At 66.0% G+C, this 20,774-nt stretch carries 17 protein-coding genes; 12 read left to right on the top strand and 5 right to left on the bottom strand.

Features of this window, described 5'->3' with window-relative positions; all coding sequences use genetic code 11:
* Window positions 1–161 precede the first annotated feature (161 nt).
* Window positions 162–1,817: an acetolactate synthase large subunit gene (locus J0I42_RS18725; RefSeq protein WP_291656987.1), complete on the bottom strand. Its 1,656-nt coding sequence runs from the start codon at window positions 1,815–1,817 to the stop codon at window positions 162–164.
* A 143-nt stretch (window positions 1,818–1,960) separates the two neighbouring features.
* Window positions 1,961–2,749 (bottom strand): class II glutamine amidotransferase, encoded by a 789-nt coding sequence (locus tag J0I42_RS18720; RefSeq protein WP_291656986.1) that lies wholly within the window; start codon window positions 2,747–2,749, stop codon window positions 1,961–1,963.
* 262 nt (window positions 2,750–3,011) lie between these two features.
* On the opposite strand from J0I42_RS18720, the gene J0I42_RS18715 reads away from it, so the two are divergent.
* From J0I42_RS18715 to J0I42_RS18705, 3 genes are all read left to right on the top strand, one after another.
* Complete coding sequence (locus tag J0I42_RS18715) at window positions 3,012–3,611, top strand: TRAP transporter small permease subunit (protein ID WP_291656985.1); 600 nt, start codon at window positions 3,012–3,014, stop codon at window positions 3,609–3,611.
* A gap of 158 nt (window positions 3,612–3,769) precedes the next feature.
* Window positions 3,770–5,443 (top strand): TRAP transporter large permease, encoded by a 1,674-nt coding sequence (locus J0I42_RS18710; protein ID WP_291656992.1) that lies wholly within the window; start codon window positions 3,770–3,772, stop codon window positions 5,441–5,443.
* Between the two features lie 43 nt (window positions 5,444–5,486).
* Complete coding sequence (locus J0I42_RS18705; protein WP_291656984.1) at window positions 5,487–6,881, top strand: sodium:proton antiporter; 1,395 nt, start codon at window positions 5,487–5,489, stop codon at window positions 6,879–6,881.
* A gap of 9 nt (window positions 6,882–6,890) precedes the next feature.
* On the opposite strand, the gene J0I42_RS18700 is transcribed toward J0I42_RS18705, so the two are convergent.
* The 3 genes from J0I42_RS18700 to J0I42_RS18690 all read right to left on the bottom strand — a co-directional run bounded on the left by J0I42_RS18700 (window position 6,891) and on the right by J0I42_RS18690 (window position 10,564).
* Window positions 6,891–7,901 carry an Lnb N-terminal periplasmic domain-containing protein gene (locus J0I42_RS18700; protein WP_291656983.1) on the bottom strand — a complete coding sequence of 337 codons (1,011 nt, stop codon included), beginning with the start codon at window positions 7,899–7,901 and terminating at the stop codon, window positions 6,891–6,893.
* A 36-nt stretch (window positions 7,902–7,937) separates the two neighbouring features.
* Complete coding sequence (locus tag J0I42_RS18695; protein ID WP_291656981.1) at window positions 7,938–9,548, bottom strand: phosphoenolpyruvate carboxykinase; 1,611 nt, start codon at window positions 9,546–9,548, stop codon at window positions 7,938–7,940.
* A gap of 254 nt (window positions 9,549–9,802) precedes the next feature.
* Window positions 9,803–10,564 carry a HugZ family pyridoxamine 5'-phosphate oxidase gene (locus J0I42_RS18690; protein ID WP_291656979.1) on the bottom strand — a complete coding sequence of 254 codons (762 nt, stop codon included), beginning with the start codon at window positions 10,562–10,564 and terminating at the stop codon, window positions 9,803–9,805.
* 141 nt (window positions 10,565–10,705) lie between these two features.
* On the opposite strand from J0I42_RS18690, the gene J0I42_RS18685 reads away from it, so the two are divergent.
* From J0I42_RS18685 to tsaE, 9 genes are all read left to right on the top strand, one after another.
* Window positions 10,706–11,407, top strand: a complete 702-nt coding sequence (locus J0I42_RS18685; protein WP_291656977.1) for a response regulator transcription factor — start codon at window positions 10,706–10,708, stop codon at window positions 11,405–11,407.
* Window positions 11,408–11,490: 83 nt separating this feature from the next.
* Window positions 11,491–13,290, top strand: coding sequence for a stimulus-sensing domain-containing protein (locus tag J0I42_RS18680; protein WP_465247698.1), 1,800 nt, complete (start codon window positions 11,491–11,493; stop codon window positions 13,288–13,290).
* On the top strand, window positions 13,280–13,765 hold the full coding sequence (locus tag J0I42_RS18675; RefSeq protein ID WP_291656975.1) for an HPr kinase/phosphorylase: 486 nt from the start codon (window positions 13,280–13,282) through the stop codon (window positions 13,763–13,765). Before J0I42_RS18680 ends, J0I42_RS18675 begins: the two co-directional genes overlap by 11 nt.
* Window positions 13,766–13,873: 108 nt before the next feature.
* A complete protein-coding gene (locus J0I42_RS18670) occupies window positions 13,874–14,275 on the top strand; it encodes a PTS sugar transporter subunit IIA (protein WP_061971766.1) in 402 nt (133 codons plus the stop codon).
* 18 nt (window positions 14,276–14,293) lie between these two features.
* Complete coding sequence (locus J0I42_RS18665) at window positions 14,294–14,608, top strand: HPr family phosphocarrier protein (RefSeq protein WP_291656973.1); 315 nt, start codon at window positions 14,294–14,296, stop codon at window positions 14,606–14,608.
* Complete coding sequence (locus J0I42_RS18660; protein WP_291656971.1) at window positions 14,605–14,829, top strand: DUF2283 domain-containing protein; 225 nt, start codon at window positions 14,605–14,607, stop codon at window positions 14,827–14,829. Before J0I42_RS18665 ends, J0I42_RS18660 begins: the two co-directional genes overlap by 4 nt.
* A gap of 93 nt (window positions 14,830–14,922) precedes the next feature.
* Complete coding sequence (ahcY, locus tag J0I42_RS18655; RefSeq protein WP_465247697.1) at window positions 14,923–16,329, top strand: adenosylhomocysteinase; 1,407 nt, start codon at window positions 14,923–14,925, stop codon at window positions 16,327–16,329.
* A gap of 494 nt (window positions 16,330–16,823) precedes the next feature.
* The gene (locus J0I42_RS18650) at window positions 16,824–19,211 is read left to right on the top strand and encodes a sensor histidine kinase (RefSeq protein WP_291656969.1); all 2,388 of its coding nucleotides are present in this window, start codon (window positions 16,824–16,826) and stop codon (window positions 19,209–19,211) included.
* On the top strand, window positions 19,208–20,764 hold the full coding sequence (gene tsaE, locus J0I42_RS18645; protein WP_291656967.1) for a tRNA (adenosine(37)-N6)-threonylcarbamoyltransferase complex ATPase subunit type 1 TsaE: 1,557 nt from the start codon (window positions 19,208–19,210) through the stop codon (window positions 20,762–20,764). Before J0I42_RS18650 ends, tsaE begins: the two co-directional genes overlap by 4 nt.
* The last annotated feature ends 10 nt before the right edge of the window (window positions 20,765–20,774 follow it).

Below are 20,774 nucleotides of genomic sequence, written 5' to 3'. Positions count from 1 at the left end.
GAGCATGGGTCTTTTTCCTCGGAATGGCGCGGGTCATAGCGGACGTAGCGAAGCGAAGATCCGGGATCCATGCAGGAGCGCTGCCGATGCAGGTTCAGGCATGGATCCCGGGTCTCCCTGCGGTCGCCCGGGATGACCCGCGGAGAGCGATGAGGCATGGCTTAAGCCAGATCGACGTCCGGCACCTTGTTCCGGAGTTCCTCGACGAGGACGCGGGTATTCTCGGAATAGTCGATCGGGCAGTCGACGAGATGGACGCCGCCGCCTTTGAAGGCGGCTTCCAGCGTTGGCACCAGCGCCTCGGCCGAGGTCACGCGCGAGCCCTTGGCGCCATAGGCCTTGGCATAGGCGACGAAATCGGGATTGCCGAAGGTCATGCCGTAATCCGGGAACTGGTCGACGGCCTGCTTCCAGCGGATCATGCCGTAGGCGCCGTCATTGAGGACGAGAACGACGAGGTTGAGCCCGAGCCGGACCGCCGTCTCCATCTCCTGCGAGTTCATCATGAAGCCGCCATCGCCGCAGACGGCCATGACGCGCCGCTTCGGATGCAGCATCGCCGCCATCATCGCCGAGGGGAGCCCTGCGCCCATCGTCGCCAGCGCATTGTCGAGCAAGAGCGTGTTGGCGACATGGGTGCGGTAGTTCCGCGCAAACCAGATCTTGTACATGCCGTTGTCGAGGCAGACCATGCCGTCCTCCGGCATCACCGCGCGCACGTCATGGACGAGCCGCTGCGGCGTCACCGGGAAGCGGTCCTCCTCGGCGCGGGCATTGATCTTCGTCAGGATCTTCTGGCGCAGTTCCAGCGTCTGCTTCTGCTCGGGCAGCTTGCCCTCCAGCCGGTCGGCCAGCCCCGTCATCGTGACGCCGATATCGCCGATCACCTCCGCATCCGGGTGATAGACCTGCTCGACATTGGCCGACTGGAAGCCGAGATGGATCACCTTCGGCCCGCCGGCATTGCGCATCAGGAAAGGCGGTTTCTCGATCGTGTCGTGGCCGACCGCGATGATCAGGTCTGCGGCGGCGACCGCCTCATGGACATAGTCGCCCTCGGAGAGCGCGGCGGTGCCGAGATAGAGGTTCGAGCCACCGGTGACGGCGCCCTTGCCCATCTGCGTGTTGAAGAAGGGCAGGCCGACGCGGCGCACCGCCGCCGAGAGTGGCTCGACCAGCCGAGGCCGGTTGCCGGCGGCACCGATCATCACCAGAGGGCGTTTTGCGGCGAGGATCATCGCGGCGGCGCGGTCGAGCGGGACTGCGGGCGCAACCGGTCGGTCGAGCGGATGGACCGGGATCAGCGGGATATCCTCGCCCTCCTCGGCCGCCACATCCTCGGGCAGTTCGAGATGGACCGGACCGGGCCGCTCCTCCATCGCGACGCGGAAGGCGTCGCGCACCACGGAGGGGATGCTGCCGGGGCTGACGATCTGGCGCGTCATCTTGGTCAGCGGGCGCATCGATGCGATGACGTCGACGATCTGGAAGCGTGCCTGCTTGGCGCTCATGATCGGCTTCTGCCCGGTGAGCAGGATCATCGGCATCGCGCCGAGATGGGCGTAGGCGGCGCCGGTCGAGAAATTCAGCGCACCCGGACCGAGCGTCGCGATGCAGACGCCGGGCTGGCCGGTGAGTCTGCCATGCGTCGCGGCCATGAAGGCCGCGGCCTGCTCGTGCCGGGTCAGAACCAGTTCGATCTTGGATTTGCGCAGGGATTCGACGACGTCGAGATTTTCCTCGCCGGGAACGCCGAAGACGCGATCGACGCCCTCGTTCTCCAGCGCCTCGACCAGAAGATCGGAACCCTTCTTCATCGCCGGTGCCTTTCGTGGAAGCAGCTTCACGGGATCGCAACGCTAGGCTTCCGACGTAGGAAGGCAACAGGAAGCGCGTCAGGGCGCGTGGCGCATGGCTGTCCCGCCGGCCGTGGCTTGAGAAGAGCCGGCCGCATATCGGTTCAGGCTGCCTGCTTCAGGGCGATCTCGAAGGGAGAGAACGTCACGGCGCCGCCCTGCACCGTGGCCAGCGTGTTGCGGGGCAGGGCCTGCCAGCATTCGCGCGCGGCATCGACCGGCTCGGACGCGACGACGACACTGTCCGGCCGTTCGCAGACATAGAGGCTCGGTGGCTTGGCGTCGGATGACCAGCGGACCGCGTGGATGCTGTCGCCGTCGGCGAGCGCGGCCGCGCAGCGCAGCGGTTCGCGGATGCCGGCCCGCTCCATCAGCGAGAGGGCATCCGACAGGGCGGTGGCGAGCGCCTGTCCCGGCGCCATGCCTTCTGCCAGATGGGAAAGGGTGAGCAGGAACAGCGCCTCCGAATCGGTCGTGCCGGCGCGAGCGCCGTAGAGCGAATCCGGGATCAGCGCCTCCAGCCGCCGGCGGATCGTGCCGTAGCCACCGATCTGGCCGTTATGCATGAAGAGATAGCGGCCATGGACGAACGGGTGGCAGTTCGCCCGCGTCGTCGCGGTGCCGGTCGCGGCGCGGACATGGGCGAAGAACAGATGCGAGCGCACCTGTCTGGCGATCGAGAGCAGGTTTTCATCCGACCAGGCCGGCCGCACCTCGCGATACTGGCCGGGCTCGGGCCGCTCGCCATACCAGCCGACACCGAAGCCGTCGCCATTGGTGCCGGTCTTGGCTTCCTCGGCATGGAGCGACTGGTGGATCAGCGAATGGCAGGGCGAGGCGACGAAATCCTCGAGAAAGACGGGAACGCCGGAATAGGCGAGGAAGCGGCACATCGGCGCCTCGAATCGAGGGTTGGAAGCGGGTCGGAGAATAATGTTCTCCGAAGATGAATGCGAGCATAACGATCATTCGCCGCATTGGCAGGTGAAGGAGCGTTACCGCCATCGGGTGCCGCAAAAGGAGGCAGCCGCGCTCCGCCTTTCGTCCAATGGATAAGACCCGCACCGTCTTGCGTGGCGCGCATCCCTCCTATACCGATCCTGCCGACAAAGGGGCGAAAACGGCGCAGAATTGCGCCCTCTCGGGAGCGGGCATGTGAAGGGTCTCCTCGCCATCAGCCGCGTTATCGATGCGGTCAACGGCCAGATCGGTAAGAAGATCGCCTGGCTGATCCTCGTCGCGGTGCTTGTGGCGGCGGTCAACGCCATCATCCGCAAGATCTTCAACGTCTCGTCGAACGCCTGGCTCGAGCTGCAATGGATGCTGTTCGGCGCGGTCTTTCTGATGTGCGCGTCATGGACGATGCAGGTGAAGGAGCACATCCGCATCGACATCGTGAACAGCATGCTGCCGAAGCGCGCGCGGCAATGGATCGAACTCATCGGCCATGTGCTCTTCCTGATGCCGTTCTGCCTGCTGATTACCTACCATTCCTGGCCGTTCTTCATGCGCTCCTATGCCATCAACGAGCAGTCGCTTTCTGCCGGCGGCCTGCCGCAATGGCCGGCCAAGGGCCTCGTCGTGATCGGCTTCGTGATGCTGACCTTCCAGGGCGTTTCCGAGATCATCAAGCAGATCGCGATCATGCGCGGCGATCTCGAGGATGACGAGGCCGCGCTCGGCCATGCCGCGGCGGCTGAGGCCGAAGCCCAGCGCCTGCTCGACCAGGCCAAGGAACAGGGCCTCGCCTCGTGAGCGGCCCGCAAGACGTCCGGAACCGTCCCATGCACGCTCATCGCCTCCCGCGCGTCGCCGGCCTGCTGCTCGCGCTGACCGTTCTCGCCTTCTTCGGCCTCCATACCGGCGACGCCTTCGCGGCGGGCGGCGGTGTCGGGGACTTCCTGCGCGTCAACATGGCGCCGGTGATGTTCGCGGCGCTCGTCGTCTTCCTGCTGCTCGGCTATCCCGTCGCCTTCGCGCTCGCCGCCAACGGCCTGCTCTTCGCGCTGATCGGCATCGAGCTCGGCCTGTTCCAGGAGAACTTCCTGCAGGCCCTGCCGGAACGCATCTACGGCACGATGAACAACGATGTGCTGCTGGCGGTGCCGTTCTTCACCTTCATGGGCCTCATCCTCGAGCGTTCCGGCATGGCCGAGGACCTGCTCGACACCATCGGTCAGCTTTTCGGGCCGATCCGCGGCGGCCTCGCCTATGCGGTGATCTTCGTCGGGGCGCTGCTCGCCGCGACCACCGGCGTCGTCGCGGCCTCCGTCATCTCGATGGGCCTGATCTCGCTGCCGATCATGCTGCGCTACGGCTATGACCGGCGCCTTGCCTCCGGCGTCATCGCGGCCTCGGGCACGCTTGCCCAGATCATCCCGCCCTCGCTCGTCCTGATCGTGCTCGCCGACCAGCTCGGCCGCTCGGTCGGCGACATGTACGAGGGCGCGTTCATCCCGGGCCTCGTGCTCTCGGCGATGTATGCCGGCTACGTCTTCCTCGTCACGATCATCTGGCCGGCCCGTGCTCCAGGTCTGCCGCCGGAGGCGCAGACCCTGCGCGATGCCGACGGCCAGACGCGGCGCTTCTCGCTGCTGGTCGTCGCGCTGATCTCGCTGGTGCTGGCCTATGGCTATATGAAGCTCTTCACCAAGCTGACGGCGGGTGCAGATTTCGTGGTGCTGACGATGTCGCTGATGGTGGCGATCGCCTTCGTCATCGCGCTGATCAACAAGCTGTTCGGTCTCGGCCTGCTCTCGCGGATGACCGAGCAGGTGATCTTCGTGATGGTGCCGCCGCTGGCGCTGATCTTCCTGGTGCTCGGCACGATCTTCATCGGCGTCGCCACGCCGACGGAAGGTGGTGCGATGGGCGCCGCCGGCGCGATCCTGCTCGCCTACGGCAAGAAGCGCATGACCTTCGAACTGCTCAAGCAGGCGACGGAATCGACGGCCAAGCTCTCGGCCTTCGTGCTCTTCATCCTGGTCGGCGCGCGTGTCTTCTCGCTGACCTTCTACGGCGTCAACGGCCATCTCTGGGTCGAGCATCTTCTGGTCGGGCTGCCCGGCGGCGCGACGGGCTTCCTGATCGTCGTCAACGTGATGGTCTTCCTGCTCGCCTTCTTCCTCGACTTCTTCGAGCTGGCCTTCATCGTCGTGCCGCTGCTCGGACCGGCCGCGGAGAAGCTGGGAATCGACCTGATCTGGTTCGGCGTCATTCTCGGCGTGAACATGCAGACCTCGTTCATGCATCCGCCCTTCGGCTTCGCGCTGTTCTTCCTGCGCTCCGTCGCGCCGAAGAACCCCTACAAGGATCGCGTCACCGGCCGGATGATGGAGCCGGTCACCACCGGTCAGATCTACTGGGGCGCGGTGCCCTTCGTGGTGATCCAGTGCATCATGGTCGCGCTCGTGGTGATCTTCCCCGGCATGGTGATGCACTACAAGGCATCCGCCGTGCAGCTCGACCAGAAGGCGATCGACAAGCAGTTCGACTCGATCCAGATTCCTGGCCTCGGCGGCACGGGCTTGCCCGGCGGCTTCGACCTCAACGCGCCGCCGGTCATCGGCGTGCCGCCCAAGCCATAGGGCAGGCGCAGTCATGGGGAGCCACGCCGGCAGGCTGATGGGAATGGCATCGCTCGCGCTCGTGGCGCTGCCCGGCACCGCCTGGGCGGCGGGCGATATCGGCGGAACGAGCATGGGTGCCGGCTGGGCCCTGCCCTTCGCCGGCATGCTGCTGTCGATCGCGCTCGGGCCGGTGCTGTTCCCGCATCTCTGGGAACACCATTACGGCAAGTTCGCGGCCTTCTGGGCCGCGTTGACGCTGGTGCCGCTCGTCCTGCTGCGCGGCATCGATCCGGCGCTGGGCGCGCTGCTGCATACGGCGCTGCTCGACTATATCCCCTTCATCATCCTGCTCTTCGCGCTCTTCACCATCGCGGGCGGCATCCTGATTTCGGGCAACCTGCGCGGCACGCCGGCGACCAATACGGTGCTGCTGGCGATCGGGACGGTGCTGGCGAGCTTCGTCGGCACGACCGGCGCCTCGATCATCATGATCCGGCCGGTCCTGCGCGCGAATGACGACAGGCGCTTCAACGTCCATGTCGTCGTCTTCTTCATCTTTCTGGTCTCGAATATCGGCGGTTCGCTGACCCCGCTCGGAGACCCCCCGCTCTTCCTCGGCTTCCTGCGCGGCGTCGACTTCTTCTGGACCACGACGCATCTGCTGCCGGAGACGGCTTTCGCGGTCGTGGCGCTGCTGGCGCTGTTCTACGCGCTCGACAGCCACTTCTTCCGCAAGGAGGAGGGCGCGCCGAAACTCAAGGACCCGACACCGGACCGCGCCATCAAGCTCTGGGGCAAGATCAACATCCTGCTGCTCGCCGGCGTCATCGCCGCGATCCTGATGTCGGCGAACTGGAAGCCGGGCGTCGCCTTTTCCCTCCACGGCGTTCCCGTCGAGGGTCAGAACCTGCTGCGCGACGTGGTCCTGCTCGTTCTTGCCGGCCTCTCGCTGAAGCTCACGCCCCGTCCGGTCCGTGCCGGCAACGAATTCTCCTGGGGCCCGATCAAGGAGGTTGCCAAGCTCTTCGCGGGCATCTTCATCTGCATCATCCCGGTTCTGGCGATGCTGCAGGCTGGCAAGGGCGGCGCTTTCGCGCCGCTGGTCGGGCTTGTCACCCATGCGGATGGCAGCGCCAACACCACCGCCTATTTCTGGCTGACCGGCCTGCTTTCCTCCTTCCTCGACAACGCGCCGACCTATCTCGTCTTCTTCGAGCTCGCGGGCGGCGATCCCGGGGCGTTGATGACGACTGGCGCCCTGACTTTGGCGGCGATCTCGGCCGGCGCGGTGTTCATGGGCGCGAACAGCTATATCGGCAACGCTCCGAACTTCATGGTCTACGCCATCGCCAAGGACCGGAAGGTGAAGATGCCGAGCTTCTTCGGTTACATGCTCTGGTCCGGCGCGATCCTGATCCCGCTCTTCGTGCTGCAGACCTTGCTGTTCTTCCGGTAAAGCGGGGTGTCAGGGCCGCCCGGTCGGCACGCCCTCCCGGATCTTCGCCGAGAACCGGGGATCATCCAGCGAGAGCGTGCGCGCGTGGTCGCCGATGCGGGCGGCCCGGACGAGCTCTTCCAGCGGGATATCCTGCCGGATCGCGCCGATCTGCTGGAGATATCCCGGCAGATAGCCCGAGAGCAGCACGCGCGGATCGAGCGGCAGCGAGAACTTCCAGCCCGGCGCGACGCTGGAGACGAGGTGGTAGACCACCGTCGTGCAATTGGTCGTCAGCGTATTGTACCAGCGCGGCTTCGCGGCGAGGTCGTTGATGTCGGCGATATAGGCGACGAGCAGATCGCGGGCCTGTGTGGCCGAGGCGCTGAGGCGGAAAAGCCGGGCGTCTTCGCGCCGCGCATGGGTGCGCAAGCCGACGATGTCGCGCTCGTCGGCGGCGACATAGGCCATCTCGTAGCTGCGGAAGAAGCCGGCCAGAGCCGACCACTCCTCGCCCTTCTCGCGCCGGACCTCGATTGAAAAGGTCAGCGGGACCGAGTCGGAGAAGGTGAAGCTGACGAGCAGATGTGCGATCGCCTCGCCCGACCAGTAGGTCAGGAAGACGTCGGCGCCGGTGATCGCCGCGAGATTGTAGCGCCGCGTCTCCCAGCGCTGGTCGTAATCCTCCTCCGTGCGCCAGCGGAAATCGCGCAGGTTGGTGACGGTCAGCGCTTCGCCCTCGCGCGCGATGCTCGGCAGCTTCGCGAGCTCGGGAATCCAGTCGCGGTCATGCGAAGGCTGGAAGCTGCTCCACCAACCGAGCAGGCCGATAAAGACGGTTGCGAAGCCAAGCGACAGGCGCGCGTCGCCGGTCCAGATGCCGACGAGCCCGGCCAGTGCCGCGATGCCGAAGCCGGCCGCGCCGATGACGGCGATCACGCCGGACAGGCGAAACAGCAGGAAGCCCGCGCCCCAGATGGCGGCGCCGAGAATGACGAGGGTCAGGACAAGCTTCAGCACGATAAAAAAGAGGCGGCTCATGGCCGCCTCTCGTAGCACGATCCGAACGGCTTGGTCTCAGGCCGCGAGCGAATTCGTCGGGGCGGCCGCCTTCACGGCGTCGTCGACATGGTCCTCGAACTTGGCGAAGTTCTTGGCGAACATGCCGACGAGATTCTTCGCGGTCTCGGCGAAAGCGGCCTTATCGGCCCAGGTCTTCACGGGATAGAGGATATGCGGTTCGACGCCGGGCACCGAGCTCGGCACCGCAAAGCCAAAATAGGGGTCGCGGCGGAAATCGGCGCGGTTGAGCGAGCCGTCCAGCGCGGACGAGAGCAGGCGGCGGGTGACGCGGATCGGCATGCGCCGACCGGTGCCGTATTTGCCGCCGGTCCAGCCGGTGTTCACCAGCCAGCAATCGACATGGTGCTTGGCGATGAAGTCGCGCAGCAGGTTGGCGTATTCCGAAGGGTGCCGCGGCAGGAAGGGCGAGCCGAAGCAGGTCGAGAATTCGGGCTCGACGCCGGTCAGCCCGCGCTCGGTGCCGGCGACCTTGGCGGTGTAGCCGGAGAGGAAGTGGTACATCGCCTCGGCCGGGGTCAGCTTGGCGATCGGTGGCATCACGCCGAAGGCATCGGCGGTCAGCATCACGATGTTCTTCGGGATGCCGGCGCGGCCGGTGCGCGAGGCGTTCGGGATGAAGTCGAGCGGATAGGCCGAGCGGGTGTTCTCGGTCTTGCTCTGGTCGTCGAAATCGACCTCGCGCGTCAGCGGGTCCATGACGATGTTCTCGAGAACCGTGCCGAAGCGCAGCGAGGCCGCGTGGATCATCGGCTCGGCCTCGGCCGAGAGGCGGATGGTCTTGGCGTAGCAGCCGCCCTCGAAATTGAAGATGCCGTCCTTCGACCAGCCATGCTCGTCGTCGCCGATCAGGGTGCGCTCGGGATCGGCCGAAAGCGTGGTCTTGCCGGTGCCGGACAGGCCGAAGAAAATCGCGGAATCGTCCTTGGAACCGACATTGGCCGAGCAGTGCATCGGCACGACGCCCTTGGTCGGCAGGACGTAGTTCAGATAGGTGAAGACCGATTTCTTCATCTCGCCGGCATAGGCCGAGCCGCCGATCAGCACGATCTTGCGGGTGAAGTCGATCGCGACGACGGTCTCGCTGCGGCAGCCATGGCGCTTCGGATCGGCCTTGAAGCTCGGCAGATCGACGATCGTCATCTCCGGCACATAGGCGTCGATCTCGTCGCGCGGCGGGCGGATCAGCAGGTTGCGGATGAAGAGCGAGTGCCAGGCCATCTCGGTGAAGACGCGGGCCTTGACGCGGTGGACGGGATCGGCGCCGCCATAGAGGTCCTGCGCGAACAGTTCCCTGCCCTCGGCATGCTTCAGGAAGTCGCCGAGCAGCGTCTCGAAATGCTCAGGGCTCATCGCCTGATTGTTCTCCCACCAGACCGTGTTCTCGGTCAGCGCATCGCGCACCGTGAACTTGTCCTTGGGCGAACGGCCGGTATGGCTGCCGGTATCGGCGCAGAGTGCGCCGCCGCGGGCGAGCCGGGATTCGCCCCGGTGCAGCGACTCCTCATAGAGCTGTGGCGCTTCCAGATTCCAGTGCACGGCCTTCAGCTTGCGGAAGCCGAAGCCCTCGGCGCCTTGGGCGGCGTTGAACTGACCGATATTGTCCACTGAATTCCTCCGGTGGCCGCCATGCTCTGGCGAACCGTTGTCTTCACGAATGCGCACGGGCCGGTGGCAGGGCCCGGGCGTCGAAGGTGAGGCCTTGAGGCCACCAAGGTCTTTAAGGCGACGCGGCCCTTCGCTCAAGTCATTGAAAAGGCCCGACCTCGTGGCGGGCTTTTCTAAATCGATTGAATTTCAACCTGTGGTAAATGGCCGCGCGTTCCCGCGACCGTTCTGTTTCCAAGGCGATTTTCGGGGCGTCACGCCGCCTGGGCGCGCGCTTTCGTGGCAAGTTCCGCCAGAACGCGCCTGAGGCCGCCGGGGCCATCTACGGAGGCTGGGAACGGCAGGCGCAGCGTTGCACTGCCGAGCGCCATGTCGAGCCCGTCCGGGTCGAGCCCGACGGCGCGCCAGTCGCCGGCCTTCGCTCCGAGCAGCCGCGTCGCGTAGAGAACGATCGCCTCGGCATGGTCCTCGTTCAGATGAGCGACGGCGCCGGCTTCCACGTCTGCAAGTGCGGCAGCATGGGCGGGATCGCTCATCAGATCCGCAGGCGTCGGCGCGAAGGCGCGCGCGAAGCCGCCATTGAGGCTCGCGCCCTCGATATCGAGGGCGAAGAAGCTGAAATCCGGAAAATCGGCATAGAGCGCCGATTTCGGCTGGCGCGCGAGATAGCGCCGACGGATGCGAGCGCCCTCGTCGCTCTCGCGTTCGATCGCGCGGGCGTGGACCTTCAGCGTGATCCGTGCATGGGCGAGCGGGTCGCCCTTGCCGCCCGGTGAAATCAGGAGCGAGGCGCGCGGATCGCTGGCGATATTGGCGGTGTGGCCGGCCAGCCCCGAGATCAGGATCACCGGCGTGCCGCCGATGTCGGTGGCGAGTCCGACGAGGCTCGCGGAAGGGTGGCCGTCAGGGCCGAGCGTGGCGAGCGCGGCGGAGCGCGCCTCACGCAGCAGGCTCCGGGCCTCCAGGCGGACCGCCTCGTCCATCGGCTGGATCACGTCTTTGGCGGCCTTGACCATGGAACCTCCCTGCGATTTCCGGCTTGTGATACGGGGACATAGGCAAATCGCCACGCCCCGGCTAGATTGCCGCCATGCTTTGGCCCCTCTCGCGCGGGAGGGGAACCCCGTATTGCAACGAGAACAAGAGACGAAAGCCTTATGCCAACGATTGCGCTGGTCGACGACGACCGCAACATCCTGACATCGGTTTCGATCGCCCTCGAGGCCGAGGGCTATCGCATCATGACCTATACGGACGGTGCTTCGGCCCTCGACGGTCTGAAGCAGAACCCGCCGGACCTCGCGATCTTCGACATCAAGATGCCGCGCATGGACGGCATGGAGCTGCTGCGGCGGCTGCGCCAGAAATCGGACTTGCCCGTGATCTTCCTCACCTCCAAGGACGAGGAGATCGACGAGCTTTTCGGCCTGAAGATGGGTGCCGACGACTTCATCCGGAAGCCGTTCTCGCAGCGGCTGCTGGTCGAGCGCGTCAAGGCGATCCTGCGCCGCGCTGGTGCCAAGGATACGACTGCCCCTCCCCGTGCAGAGGATGCCAAGGCGCTGGAGCGCGGCCTGCTGCGCATGGACCCCGAGCGCCATACCTGCACCTGGCGCGGCGAGCCGGTGACGCTGACCGTCACCGAGTTCCTGATCCTGCAGTCGCTGGCGCAGCGCCCGGGCGTGGTGAAGAGCCGCAACGCCCTGATGGACGCCGCCTATGATGACGAGGTCTATGTCGACGACCGCACAATCGACAGCCACATCAAGCGCCTGCGCAAGAAGTTCAATCAGGTCGATGCCGAGTTCGACATGATCGAGACGCTCTACGGCGTGGGCTATCGCTTCAAGGAAGTCTGAGGCCAAGAAATCCGATATGAGGAAGGCTGGCGCGCGGCGGATTCGCTGCAGCCGTGATTCCGAGCGGGAAGCAAGCCGCAGCCATGGCAACCATCGACAACGAGGCCAGAACGCCCGCGCCGCCCGCCGGCTGGCGCGCCGTGCTGCGTCGCCGCATCGGCATCGGGTGGAAGCGTATGGCGCGTGCGATCTCGCTGCGCGCCGCCTCGAGCCTGACGCGGCGGATTCTCGTCCTCAATCTCGGCGGGCTCGTCGCGCTGCTGATCGGTTTCCTCTATCTCAACCAGTTCCGCGAAGGGCTGATCGAGGCGCGCGTCCAGAGCCTTCTGACCCAGGGCGAGATCATCGCCGGGGCGATCGCCTCCTCCGCAACGGTCGAGATCGACACGATTACCATCGACCCTGACAAGCTGCTGCAGCTCCAGGCCGGCGAGAGCGCCGGCATTGCCGAGGACCCGCTCGATTTCTCGATCAATCCCGAGAAGGTCGCTCCGCTGCTGCGCCGCCTGGTGACGCCGACCAAGACCCGCGCGCGGGTCTACGACAAGGACGGGATGCTCACCATCGACTCGCGCAGCCTCTATTCGCGCGGCGACGTGCTGCGCCTGGACCTGCCCCGCGTCGGCGAGCCCGACGAGCCGCCGCTGCTGGAGCGTACCTGGAATATGCTCCGCAACCGGCTCGGTAAGGCCGATGTTCCGGCCTATGACGATTTCGAGAATGCCAACGGCAAATCCTATCCGGAAGTCGCTCGCGCGCTGAACGGAACGCCGGCAAGCGTCGTGCGCGTCAACACCCGCGGCCAGACCATCGTTTCCGTCGCGGTTCCCGTGCAGCGCTTCCGCACGGTGAAGGGGGCGCTCCTGCTCTCCACGCAAGGGGGAGACATCGACGCGGTGATCGCCGCCGAGCGCTTCGCGATCTTTCAGGTCTTCGCCGTCGCAGCCGGCGTGATGATCGTGCTCTCGATTTTGCTCGCCGGAACCATCGCCGAGCCGATCCGCAAGCTCGCCGATGCTGCCCAGCGCGTGCGGCGCGGCGTCAAGTCGCGCGAGCAGATCCCGGATTTCAGCAGCCGGCATGACGAGATCGGCCATTTGTCCGGCACGCTGCGCGACATGACCAAGGCGCTCTACAGCCGTATCGAGGCGATCGAGAGCTTCGCGGCAGACGTCGCCCATGAACTGAAGAACCCGCTGACCTCGCTGCGCAGCGCCGTCGAGACCCTGCCGCGCGCCAAGACGGACGATGCCCGCGGCCGGCTCATGGCGGTGATCCAGCATGATGTCCGCCGGCTCGACCGCCTGATCTCGGATATCTCCGACGCCTCGCGGCTCGATGCCGAACTCGCCCGCAACGATTCCGCGCCGGTCGATGTCGCACAGGTGCTCGGCGCCGTCGTCACGATCCAGAACGAGACGCGGCGCGAGGGCCAGCCGAAGATCGAACTGGGCAGCGACCGCCGCAGTCAGCGTCTGGGTGACGATGCCTTCCTCGTGCTCGGCCACGATTCCCGGATCGGCCAGGTTTTGGTCAATCTGATCGACAATGCCCGCTCCTTCTCGCCGCCCGACAAGCCGGTGAAAGCCATGCTCTCGCGCGTCGCCAACGACGTCCTCGTCACCATCGAGGACGAGGGGCCCGGTATCGAGCCGCACGCTTTGGAGCGAATTTTCGAGCGCTTCTACACTGACCGGCCGAACGAGGGCTTCGGCCAGAATTCCGGCCTCGGCCTCTCGATCTCGCGCCAGATCGTCGAGGCGCATCGCGGCTCGATCCGGGCCGAGAACCGGTTGGGGCCGATCGGTCCGGACGGCGAGGCGCAGCGCCTCGGTGCCCGCTTCATCGTCTGCCTGCCGGCGGCCTATGCCCATGCGGCCTGATGCCGGTATGGCTGCGATGCCTGCACGCGAACGAACCCGCATTCACGCGACCGCCATCGCCATCGGTGAAGCCGGGGTTCTGATCCGAGGCGCCTCGGGCAGTGGCAAGTCGACGCTCGCGCTCGCGCTGATCGCGCTGGCCGCGCAAGGCAATCGCTTCGCACGGCTCGTCGCCGACGATCGGGTGGAGCTCGCGGCAAAGGGGGGGCGGCTGGTGGCACGGCCGGTTGCGCCCCTGGAAGGCATCATCGAGCGACGCGGCCTGGGGTTGACGCCGGAACCTCATACCGGTGCGGTTGTGGTCCGGCTCATCGTCGATCTCTCGGCCGAGGCGCCGGCGCGCATGCCCGAACCCGAGGATCTCGTCGACAGTCTTGCCGGCATCGACCTCCCGCGCTTGCGCATGACGGGCCGCGCCGGTGACGAAAGGCTTGCGTTGAACGCCTTGGACTTATTCACAGAGGGCGAGCGCTAACCACCATTTCGACAAGTTTGACGGTCGACGGCTTGCGCATGCCGCGCTCCTGACGCATAAACCGCGACCTTGTCCGAGCGCTTGTGGCGCTCTCCGGTGCTGGATTGAATGATCGGACTGGTCCTCGTGACGCATGGGCATTTGGCGACGGAGTTCCGCGCTGCGCTCGAACACGTCGTCGGCCCTCAAAAGAACCTCGCCACCATCGCCATCGCACCCGATGACGACATGGAGAGCCGTCGCCGCGATATCATAGCGGCCGTCGAGCAGGTCGAGACCGATCGCGGCGTCATCATTCTCACCGACATGTTCGGCGGTACGCCCTCGAACCTGGCGATCTCGGTAATGGAGCCCGGCCGCATTGACGTCGTGGCGGGCGTGAATCTGCCGATGCTGATCAAGCTCGCCAGCGTGCGCGAGGAAAAGACCCTCGACGAAGCCGTCACCAGCGCGCAGGATGCGGGGCGGAAATACATCACGGTTGCCAGCCGCGTGCTGGCCGGCAAGTAGCGGCGCCGAGAGGGGCGGATGGACGAAGACTGCGACTGCCCCGAAGTCGAGATTCCTGCCGGCGCTCTCTACGGCGAGTTCCAGATCGTCAACAAGAAAGGGCTGCACGCCCGCGCCACGGCGAAGTTCGTGCAATGTGCCGCCCGCTACGAGGCCGACATCACCGTGAGCCGCTGCGGCGAGACGGTCGGTGCCACCTCGATCATGGGCGTGCTCACGCTCGGCGCCGGGATCGGCTCGATGATCACCATCGTTGCCACGGGCGCCGAGGCAAAACCGGCGCTAGATGCGCTCGCAGCCCTGATCGCCGACAAGTTCGGCGAGGGGGAATGAAGAGCACGTACGATCCAGAAGCCGATGCCTTCTATCTCTATTTCGGTTCCAGCGCCGTCTCAGAAAGCGTCGAAGTGCGGCCCGGCATCGTGTTGGATTTCGATGCCGAAGGACCGTTGCCGGGAATTGAGATTCTGGACGCCTCCAGGTCGCTTCCGAAAGCCGTGGACTTGGCTGGAATGGAAAGCCCTGGGATTGGGCGCAAGACCGGGCCGTGTTGACGGTTCTGGGGCGCATATAAAGACATCTTTATATCTTTGATTGCGTTTCGCTCCGCGCGCTGCTAGAGAGCGCGCCACATTCAGGCTGAGCGATTGGAGCCACCCGTGTCGGATTACATCGTCAAGGACATCTCGCTTGCGGATTACGGCCGCAAGGAAATCAACATGGCCCAGGACGAGATGCCGGGCCTGATGGCGGTCCGCGCCGAGAACAAGGGCAAGGCCCCGCTCAAGGGCGCCCGCATTGCCGGCTGCCTGCACATGACCATCCAGACCGCGGTGCTGATCGAGACGCTGAAGGACCTCGGCGCCGACGTGCGCTGGTCGTCCTGCAACATCTTCTCGACCCAGGACCATGCCGCGGCCGCGATCGCCGCGACCGGCACCCCCGTCTTCGCCATCAAGGGCGAGACGCTGGAGGAGTATTGGGAGTACGTGCTGAAGACCGCGACCTGGGGCGACGGCGGCACGCCGAACATGATCCTCGACGACGGCGGCGACCTGACCATGCTGATCATCCTCGGCGCCGAGGCCGAGGCCGGAAAGGCCGAGTTCCTCGACAAGCCGGGCAATGAGGAAGAGACGATCTTCTTCGCGCTGATCAAGCGCCAGCTCAAGGCCAATCCGGGCTGGTTCACCAAGACCCGCGCCGCGATCAAGGGCGTCTCCGAGGAGACCACCACCGGCGTGCATCGCCTCTACGAACTGGCCAAGGCCAGCCGCCTGCCGTTCCCGGCGATCAACGTCAACGACAGCGTCACCAAGTCGAAATTCGACAACCTCTATGGCTGCCGTGAGTCGCTGGTCGACGCCATCCGCCGCGGCACCGACGTCATGATGTCGGGCAAGGTCGCGGTCGTCGCCGGCTATGGCGACGTCGGCAAGGGCTCGGCCGCCTCGCTGCGCCAGGCCGGCTGCCGCGTGCTCGTCACCGAGATCGACCCGATCTGCGCCCTGCAGGCGGCGATGGAAGGCTATGAGGTCGTGACCATGGAAGACGCTGCCCCGCGCGGCGACATCTTCTGCACGGCCACCGGCAATCTCGACGTCATCACCGTCGACCACATGCGCGCGATGAAACACCGCGCCATCGTCTGCAATATCGGCCATTTCGACTCGGAGATTCAGGTCGCCGGCCTGAAGAACTTCAAGTGGGACAACGTCAAGCCGCAGGTCGACGAGATCGAGTTCCCCGACGGCAAGCGCATCATCCTGCTCTCTGAAGGCCGCCTGGTGAACCTCGGCAACGCCACGGGCCACCCGTCCTTCGTGATGTCCTGCTCGTTCTCGAACCAGACGCTGGCCCAGATCGAACTCTGGAACCACCACGCGAACTACGAGAACAACGTCTATACCCTGCCGAAACACCTCGACGAGAAGGTCGCTGCGCTCCACCTCGCCAAGGTCGGCGCCAAGCTCACCAAGCTCAACGATGCCCAGGCGAAGTATATCGGCGTGCCGCAGGCCGGCCCGTTCAAGCCCGAGCATTATCGCTACTGACAGGGCGCCAAAGCGCTGACGATCACGAGGCCCGGCATGCGCCGGGCCTTTTTTCATGGCTGTGCCTTCCGGGAATCACCTCTGAAAGCACTACAGATTGTGCTGTCTTCTCTCGTAGCCTCTAGGGCTTGATATTCTTCCGTCGACTTTGGGCATGTTCGGAGAATCGAACGATTTACCTGCCATTAAGCACTTCCTGACGGACTCCACCGATGATTAGAGTGGGACTGATTCGGCCGCCGCGATGCGCGGGCCGGCTCGAAAGCTCTGATGTGATTGGCGTGGTGGCGAGCGTGGATCGGCCCCTCCGGAGATGGCAGCCCTGCCAGCTCCCCCGGCCGATTCCGACGGGCCCGATGGATAGGGCGGCTTGAGCCGCCGGAGAGACGACGGACGTAAGGATGGCACGGGCGAGGCGACAGGGGCGAGATGGCGGCTGGCGTCCGCGCGCATTGCTGCCCGCACTGGCGGCGGCGTCGGTTACCGTTCCGACCATGGCGCGTAGCGAATGGCTGGCGCCCGCCCCCTTCGACGCCATGAGTTCGGGCGGGCTTTCGCTGATCCTCGCGGGCCTGACCGTCTTCGCCACGACGACGTCATTGATCTATGTGCGCGAGCGGACGCGCTGGCAGCAGCGGGAAGCCAAGCTCGCGGCCGATCTCGAAGCGGCGCGAAGCCACCAGGAACGGCTCTCCATCCTGCTCGCCGCTGATCCCCAGGTGGTGGTGAGCTGGAAAGGCCGCGATGCCCAGCCCGTCTTCGAGGGCGATAGCGGTTTCCTCGGAGCGCCCGGCGCGACGCTCGCTCTCGCCTATGGGAGCTGGGCGCCGCCGGCCGATGCCAAGCGCCTGGAACTGGCGACCGATGCGCTCAAGGAGCGCGGCGAGGCGTTCAACATCACGTTGCGCAGCAAGTCCGGCCCCTTCATCGATGTCGAGGGACGTCCCGTCGCCGGGCGCGCCGTCATCCGCTTCCGCGAGGTGACGGGCGAACGGGCCGAGGTCATGACGCTCCGTGGCGAACTCGAGCGCGTGACCGCCGGTCATGCGGCGCTCTCCAGTCTGCTCGCAGGGCTGCCGCACCCTGCCTGGATGCGCAATGCCGATGGCCGCTTGACCTGGGTGAACGCTGCTTACGGCCGTGCCGTCGAGGCCGCCGATACGGCTGCGGTCGTCAAGAATGGGCTCGAACTGCTGGACCGGACCGAGCGCGACGCCGCCTCGCGGGCGCGGCGCGAGGGGGCGACCTTTGCCTTGCGAGCGCCCGCCGTGGTCTCGGGGCAGCGGCGTACGCTCGATATCATGGAACTGCCCACTGCCACCGGCTATGCCGGCTTCGCGATCGACATGAGCGAGCTGGAGGCGACCCGGGCCGATCTCCAGCGTCAGATGGATGCCCATGTCCGCACGCTCGACCGGCTCAAGACGGCAGTTGCGGTCTTCGACGGTACCCAGCGCCTCGTCTATCGTAATTCCGGCTTCGATGCGCTGTGGTCGCTGGAATCGGGCTTTCTCGACGGGCAGCCTACCGATGGTGAGATTCTCGACCGGCTGCGGGCCGAGCGCCGCCTGCCCGAGCTCGGCGACTACCGGAGCTGGAAAGCTGCGGCGCAGGCTGCCTATACCGCGACGCGCGCCAGCGAGGATTGGTGGTACCTGCCGGACGGGCGCACCGTCCATGTCGTCGCCAGTCCCAATCCGCAGGGCGGCGTGACCTATCTCTATGATGACGTCACCGAGCGCTTCACGCTGGAATCGCGCTTCAACGCGCTCTCCCGCACCCAGCGCGAGACGCTGGATTCGCTGCGCGAGGGCGTCGCCGTGTTCGGCTCGGACGGACGACTCAAGCTCTCCAATCCGGCCTTCGCCCAGGCTTGGCGCATTCAGGGCGGCGATCTCGCCGCCAGCGCGCCGCATATCGACGAGGTCATCCGCCTGTGCCGGCCGCTTTATCCACAAGACGAGGTCTGGAGCGAATTGCACAGCGTCGTCACCGGCGTGCGCGACGCGCGCGAGGATTACAGCAGCCGCCTGGAGCGGCGTGACGGCACGGTGCTCGACATGGCCGCCGCACCCCTTCCGGACGGCGCGACACTGATCTCCTTCGCCGACGTCACGGCCAGCGTGAATGTCGAGCGGGCGCTGACTGAGAAGAACGAGGCGCTGGAGAAAGTCTCGCGCCTGCGCGAGGACTTCGTCCATCATGTCTCTTACGAATTGCGCTCGCCACTCACCAATATCATCGGTTTCGCCCAATTGCTGGGCACCGAGACGGTCGGCGCGCTCAATGAGAAGCAGCGCGACTACACTTCCCATATCGTGCGCTCGTCCGGTGCGCTGCTTGCCATCATCAACGACATCCTCGACCTTGCCACCATCGACAACGGCGCGCTGACGCTCGAGATCCAGGAGGTCGACGTGGCCGACGCCATCGCGCAGGCCACCTCGGGGCTTCAGGACCGGCTGACCGACAGCAAGGTCGATCTCAAGATCGAGATCGATGCGCGCACAGGCCCTCTGCGCGCCGACGGCAAGCGCCTGCGTCAGGTGCTGTTCAACCTGCTGTCCAATGCCATCGGCTTCTCCTCCGCCGGCCAGACGGTCTCGGTGAACGCGACACGCACGGGTGGGGATATCCGGATCACCGTCGCTGATCAGGGCCGGGGTATCCCGGCCGAGGTCATGGAAAAGGTCTTCGAGCGCTTTGAGAGCCATTCGTTCGGGTCAAGCCATCGTGGCGTTGGCCTCGGGCTGTCCATCGTCCGCTCGATCGTCGAGCTCCATGGCGGCCATGTCGAACTCGATTCCGCGCCTGGCCGCGGCACGCGGGTAACCGCGGTCTTCCCGGCACAGGGTGTGCCACTCTCGGATGCCGCCGAATGACGGAAGAAGCCCGCAAGGCCGGCACGCACCGGCTTCTGCTGGCGGACGAGGCGGCAACGCTGCGCCTCGCCGCCGATATTGCCGCCATCCTCAAGCCGGGCGATATCGTCGCGCTCTCCGGCCATCTCGGCTCCGGTAAGTCGCTGCTGGCACGCGCGATCCTGCGCGAGCTCGCCGATGATCCGGCGCTGGAGGCGCCGAGTCCGACCTTTACGCTGGTCCAGAGCTACGAGACTGGACAAGGCACGGTCCTGCATGCCGATCTCTACCGCCTGCGCTCGCCGGACGAGCTCGACGATATCGGGCTGGTCGAGGATCTCGATCGCCTCATCCTGCTGGTCGAATGGCCGGACCGGGCCGGCACGCGGCTGCCGGCCGGACGCCGTCTCGACATCGTGCTCGATGTCGATCCCGATAATCCCGAAACCGGCCGCATCGCCGATCTCTCCGGCGGCGTGCTCTGGAAGCAGCGGCTCGCCATCGCGGTCGCCTCGCGCCGCCTCCTCGACGGGGCCGGCTGGGGCGATGCCCGCCGCGACTTCATGCTCGGCGATGCCTCGACCCGGGCCTATGAGCGCCTGACCCGGCCGAATGGCGAGACCTCGGTGCTGATGATCTCGCCGCCACGCCCGGACGGCCCGCCGATCCGCCTTGGCAAGCCCTATAGCGCGCTCGCCCATCTCGCGGAGAATGTCGAGGCCTTCGTCGCGATGGATCGCGGCCTGCGCTCGCTCGGCTACTCCGCACCCGAAATCCTGGCCGAGGATCTGACCACCGGCCTGCTCGTCATCGAGAACCTTGGCAGCGAGGGCGTGATCGACGCGGAGCGCCGGCCGATCGCCGAACGTTACGAAGCGGCCGCGAGGCTGCTCGCCGATCTCCATCGCCATACCTTGCCCGCCATCCTCCCGGTGGCCGAGGGGATCGACCACGCCATCCCCGAATATGACCGCCAGGCCATGGCGATCGAGACCGAGCTGATCCTGGAATGGTATGCCCCGCATATCGCCGGCGTGACGCTGCCGGCGGTAACGCAGGCCGAGTTCGCGCGGATCTGGAGCAGGCTCTTCGACGAGATCCTCGCCCAGCCGTCGACCTGGACGCTGCGCGACTACCACTCGCCGAACCTGATCTGGCTGGAAGGCCGAGAAGGCCATGCGAAGCTCGGGCTGATCGATTTCCAGGACGCGGTGCTCGGCCACCCTGCCTATGACCTCGCCTCGCTCGGCCAGGATGCGCGCGTCGACGTGCCGGCCTCGCTGGAACTCCGGCTGCTCGCGGCCTATGGCGCCGCCCGCCGGGCCGATACTCCGGATTTCGACCTCGCCGGCTTCGCCCGCGCCTATGCCATCCTCGGCGCCCAGCGCAACACCAAGATCGCCGGCATCTTCGCCCGCCTCGACAAGCGGGACGGCAAGCCGGACTACCTGAAGCACCTGCCGCGTATCGAGGGCTATCTGCGCCGCAACCTCGACCACCCCGCCCTCGAAGAGCTGAAGAGCTGGTATCAGGCGCATATGCCGAAGCTGTTCGAGACCGAAGCGGCGGATTAAGCTCAGGCAG

This window comes from Allobosea sp., from assembly GCF_017308015.1.
Taxonomy (GTDB): Bacteria; Pseudomonadota; Alphaproteobacteria; order Rhizobiales; family Beijerinckiaceae; genus Allobosea.
Note: the sequence above shows the minus strand (reverse complement) of the source record. Positions and strands in the feature narration are given on the sequence as shown.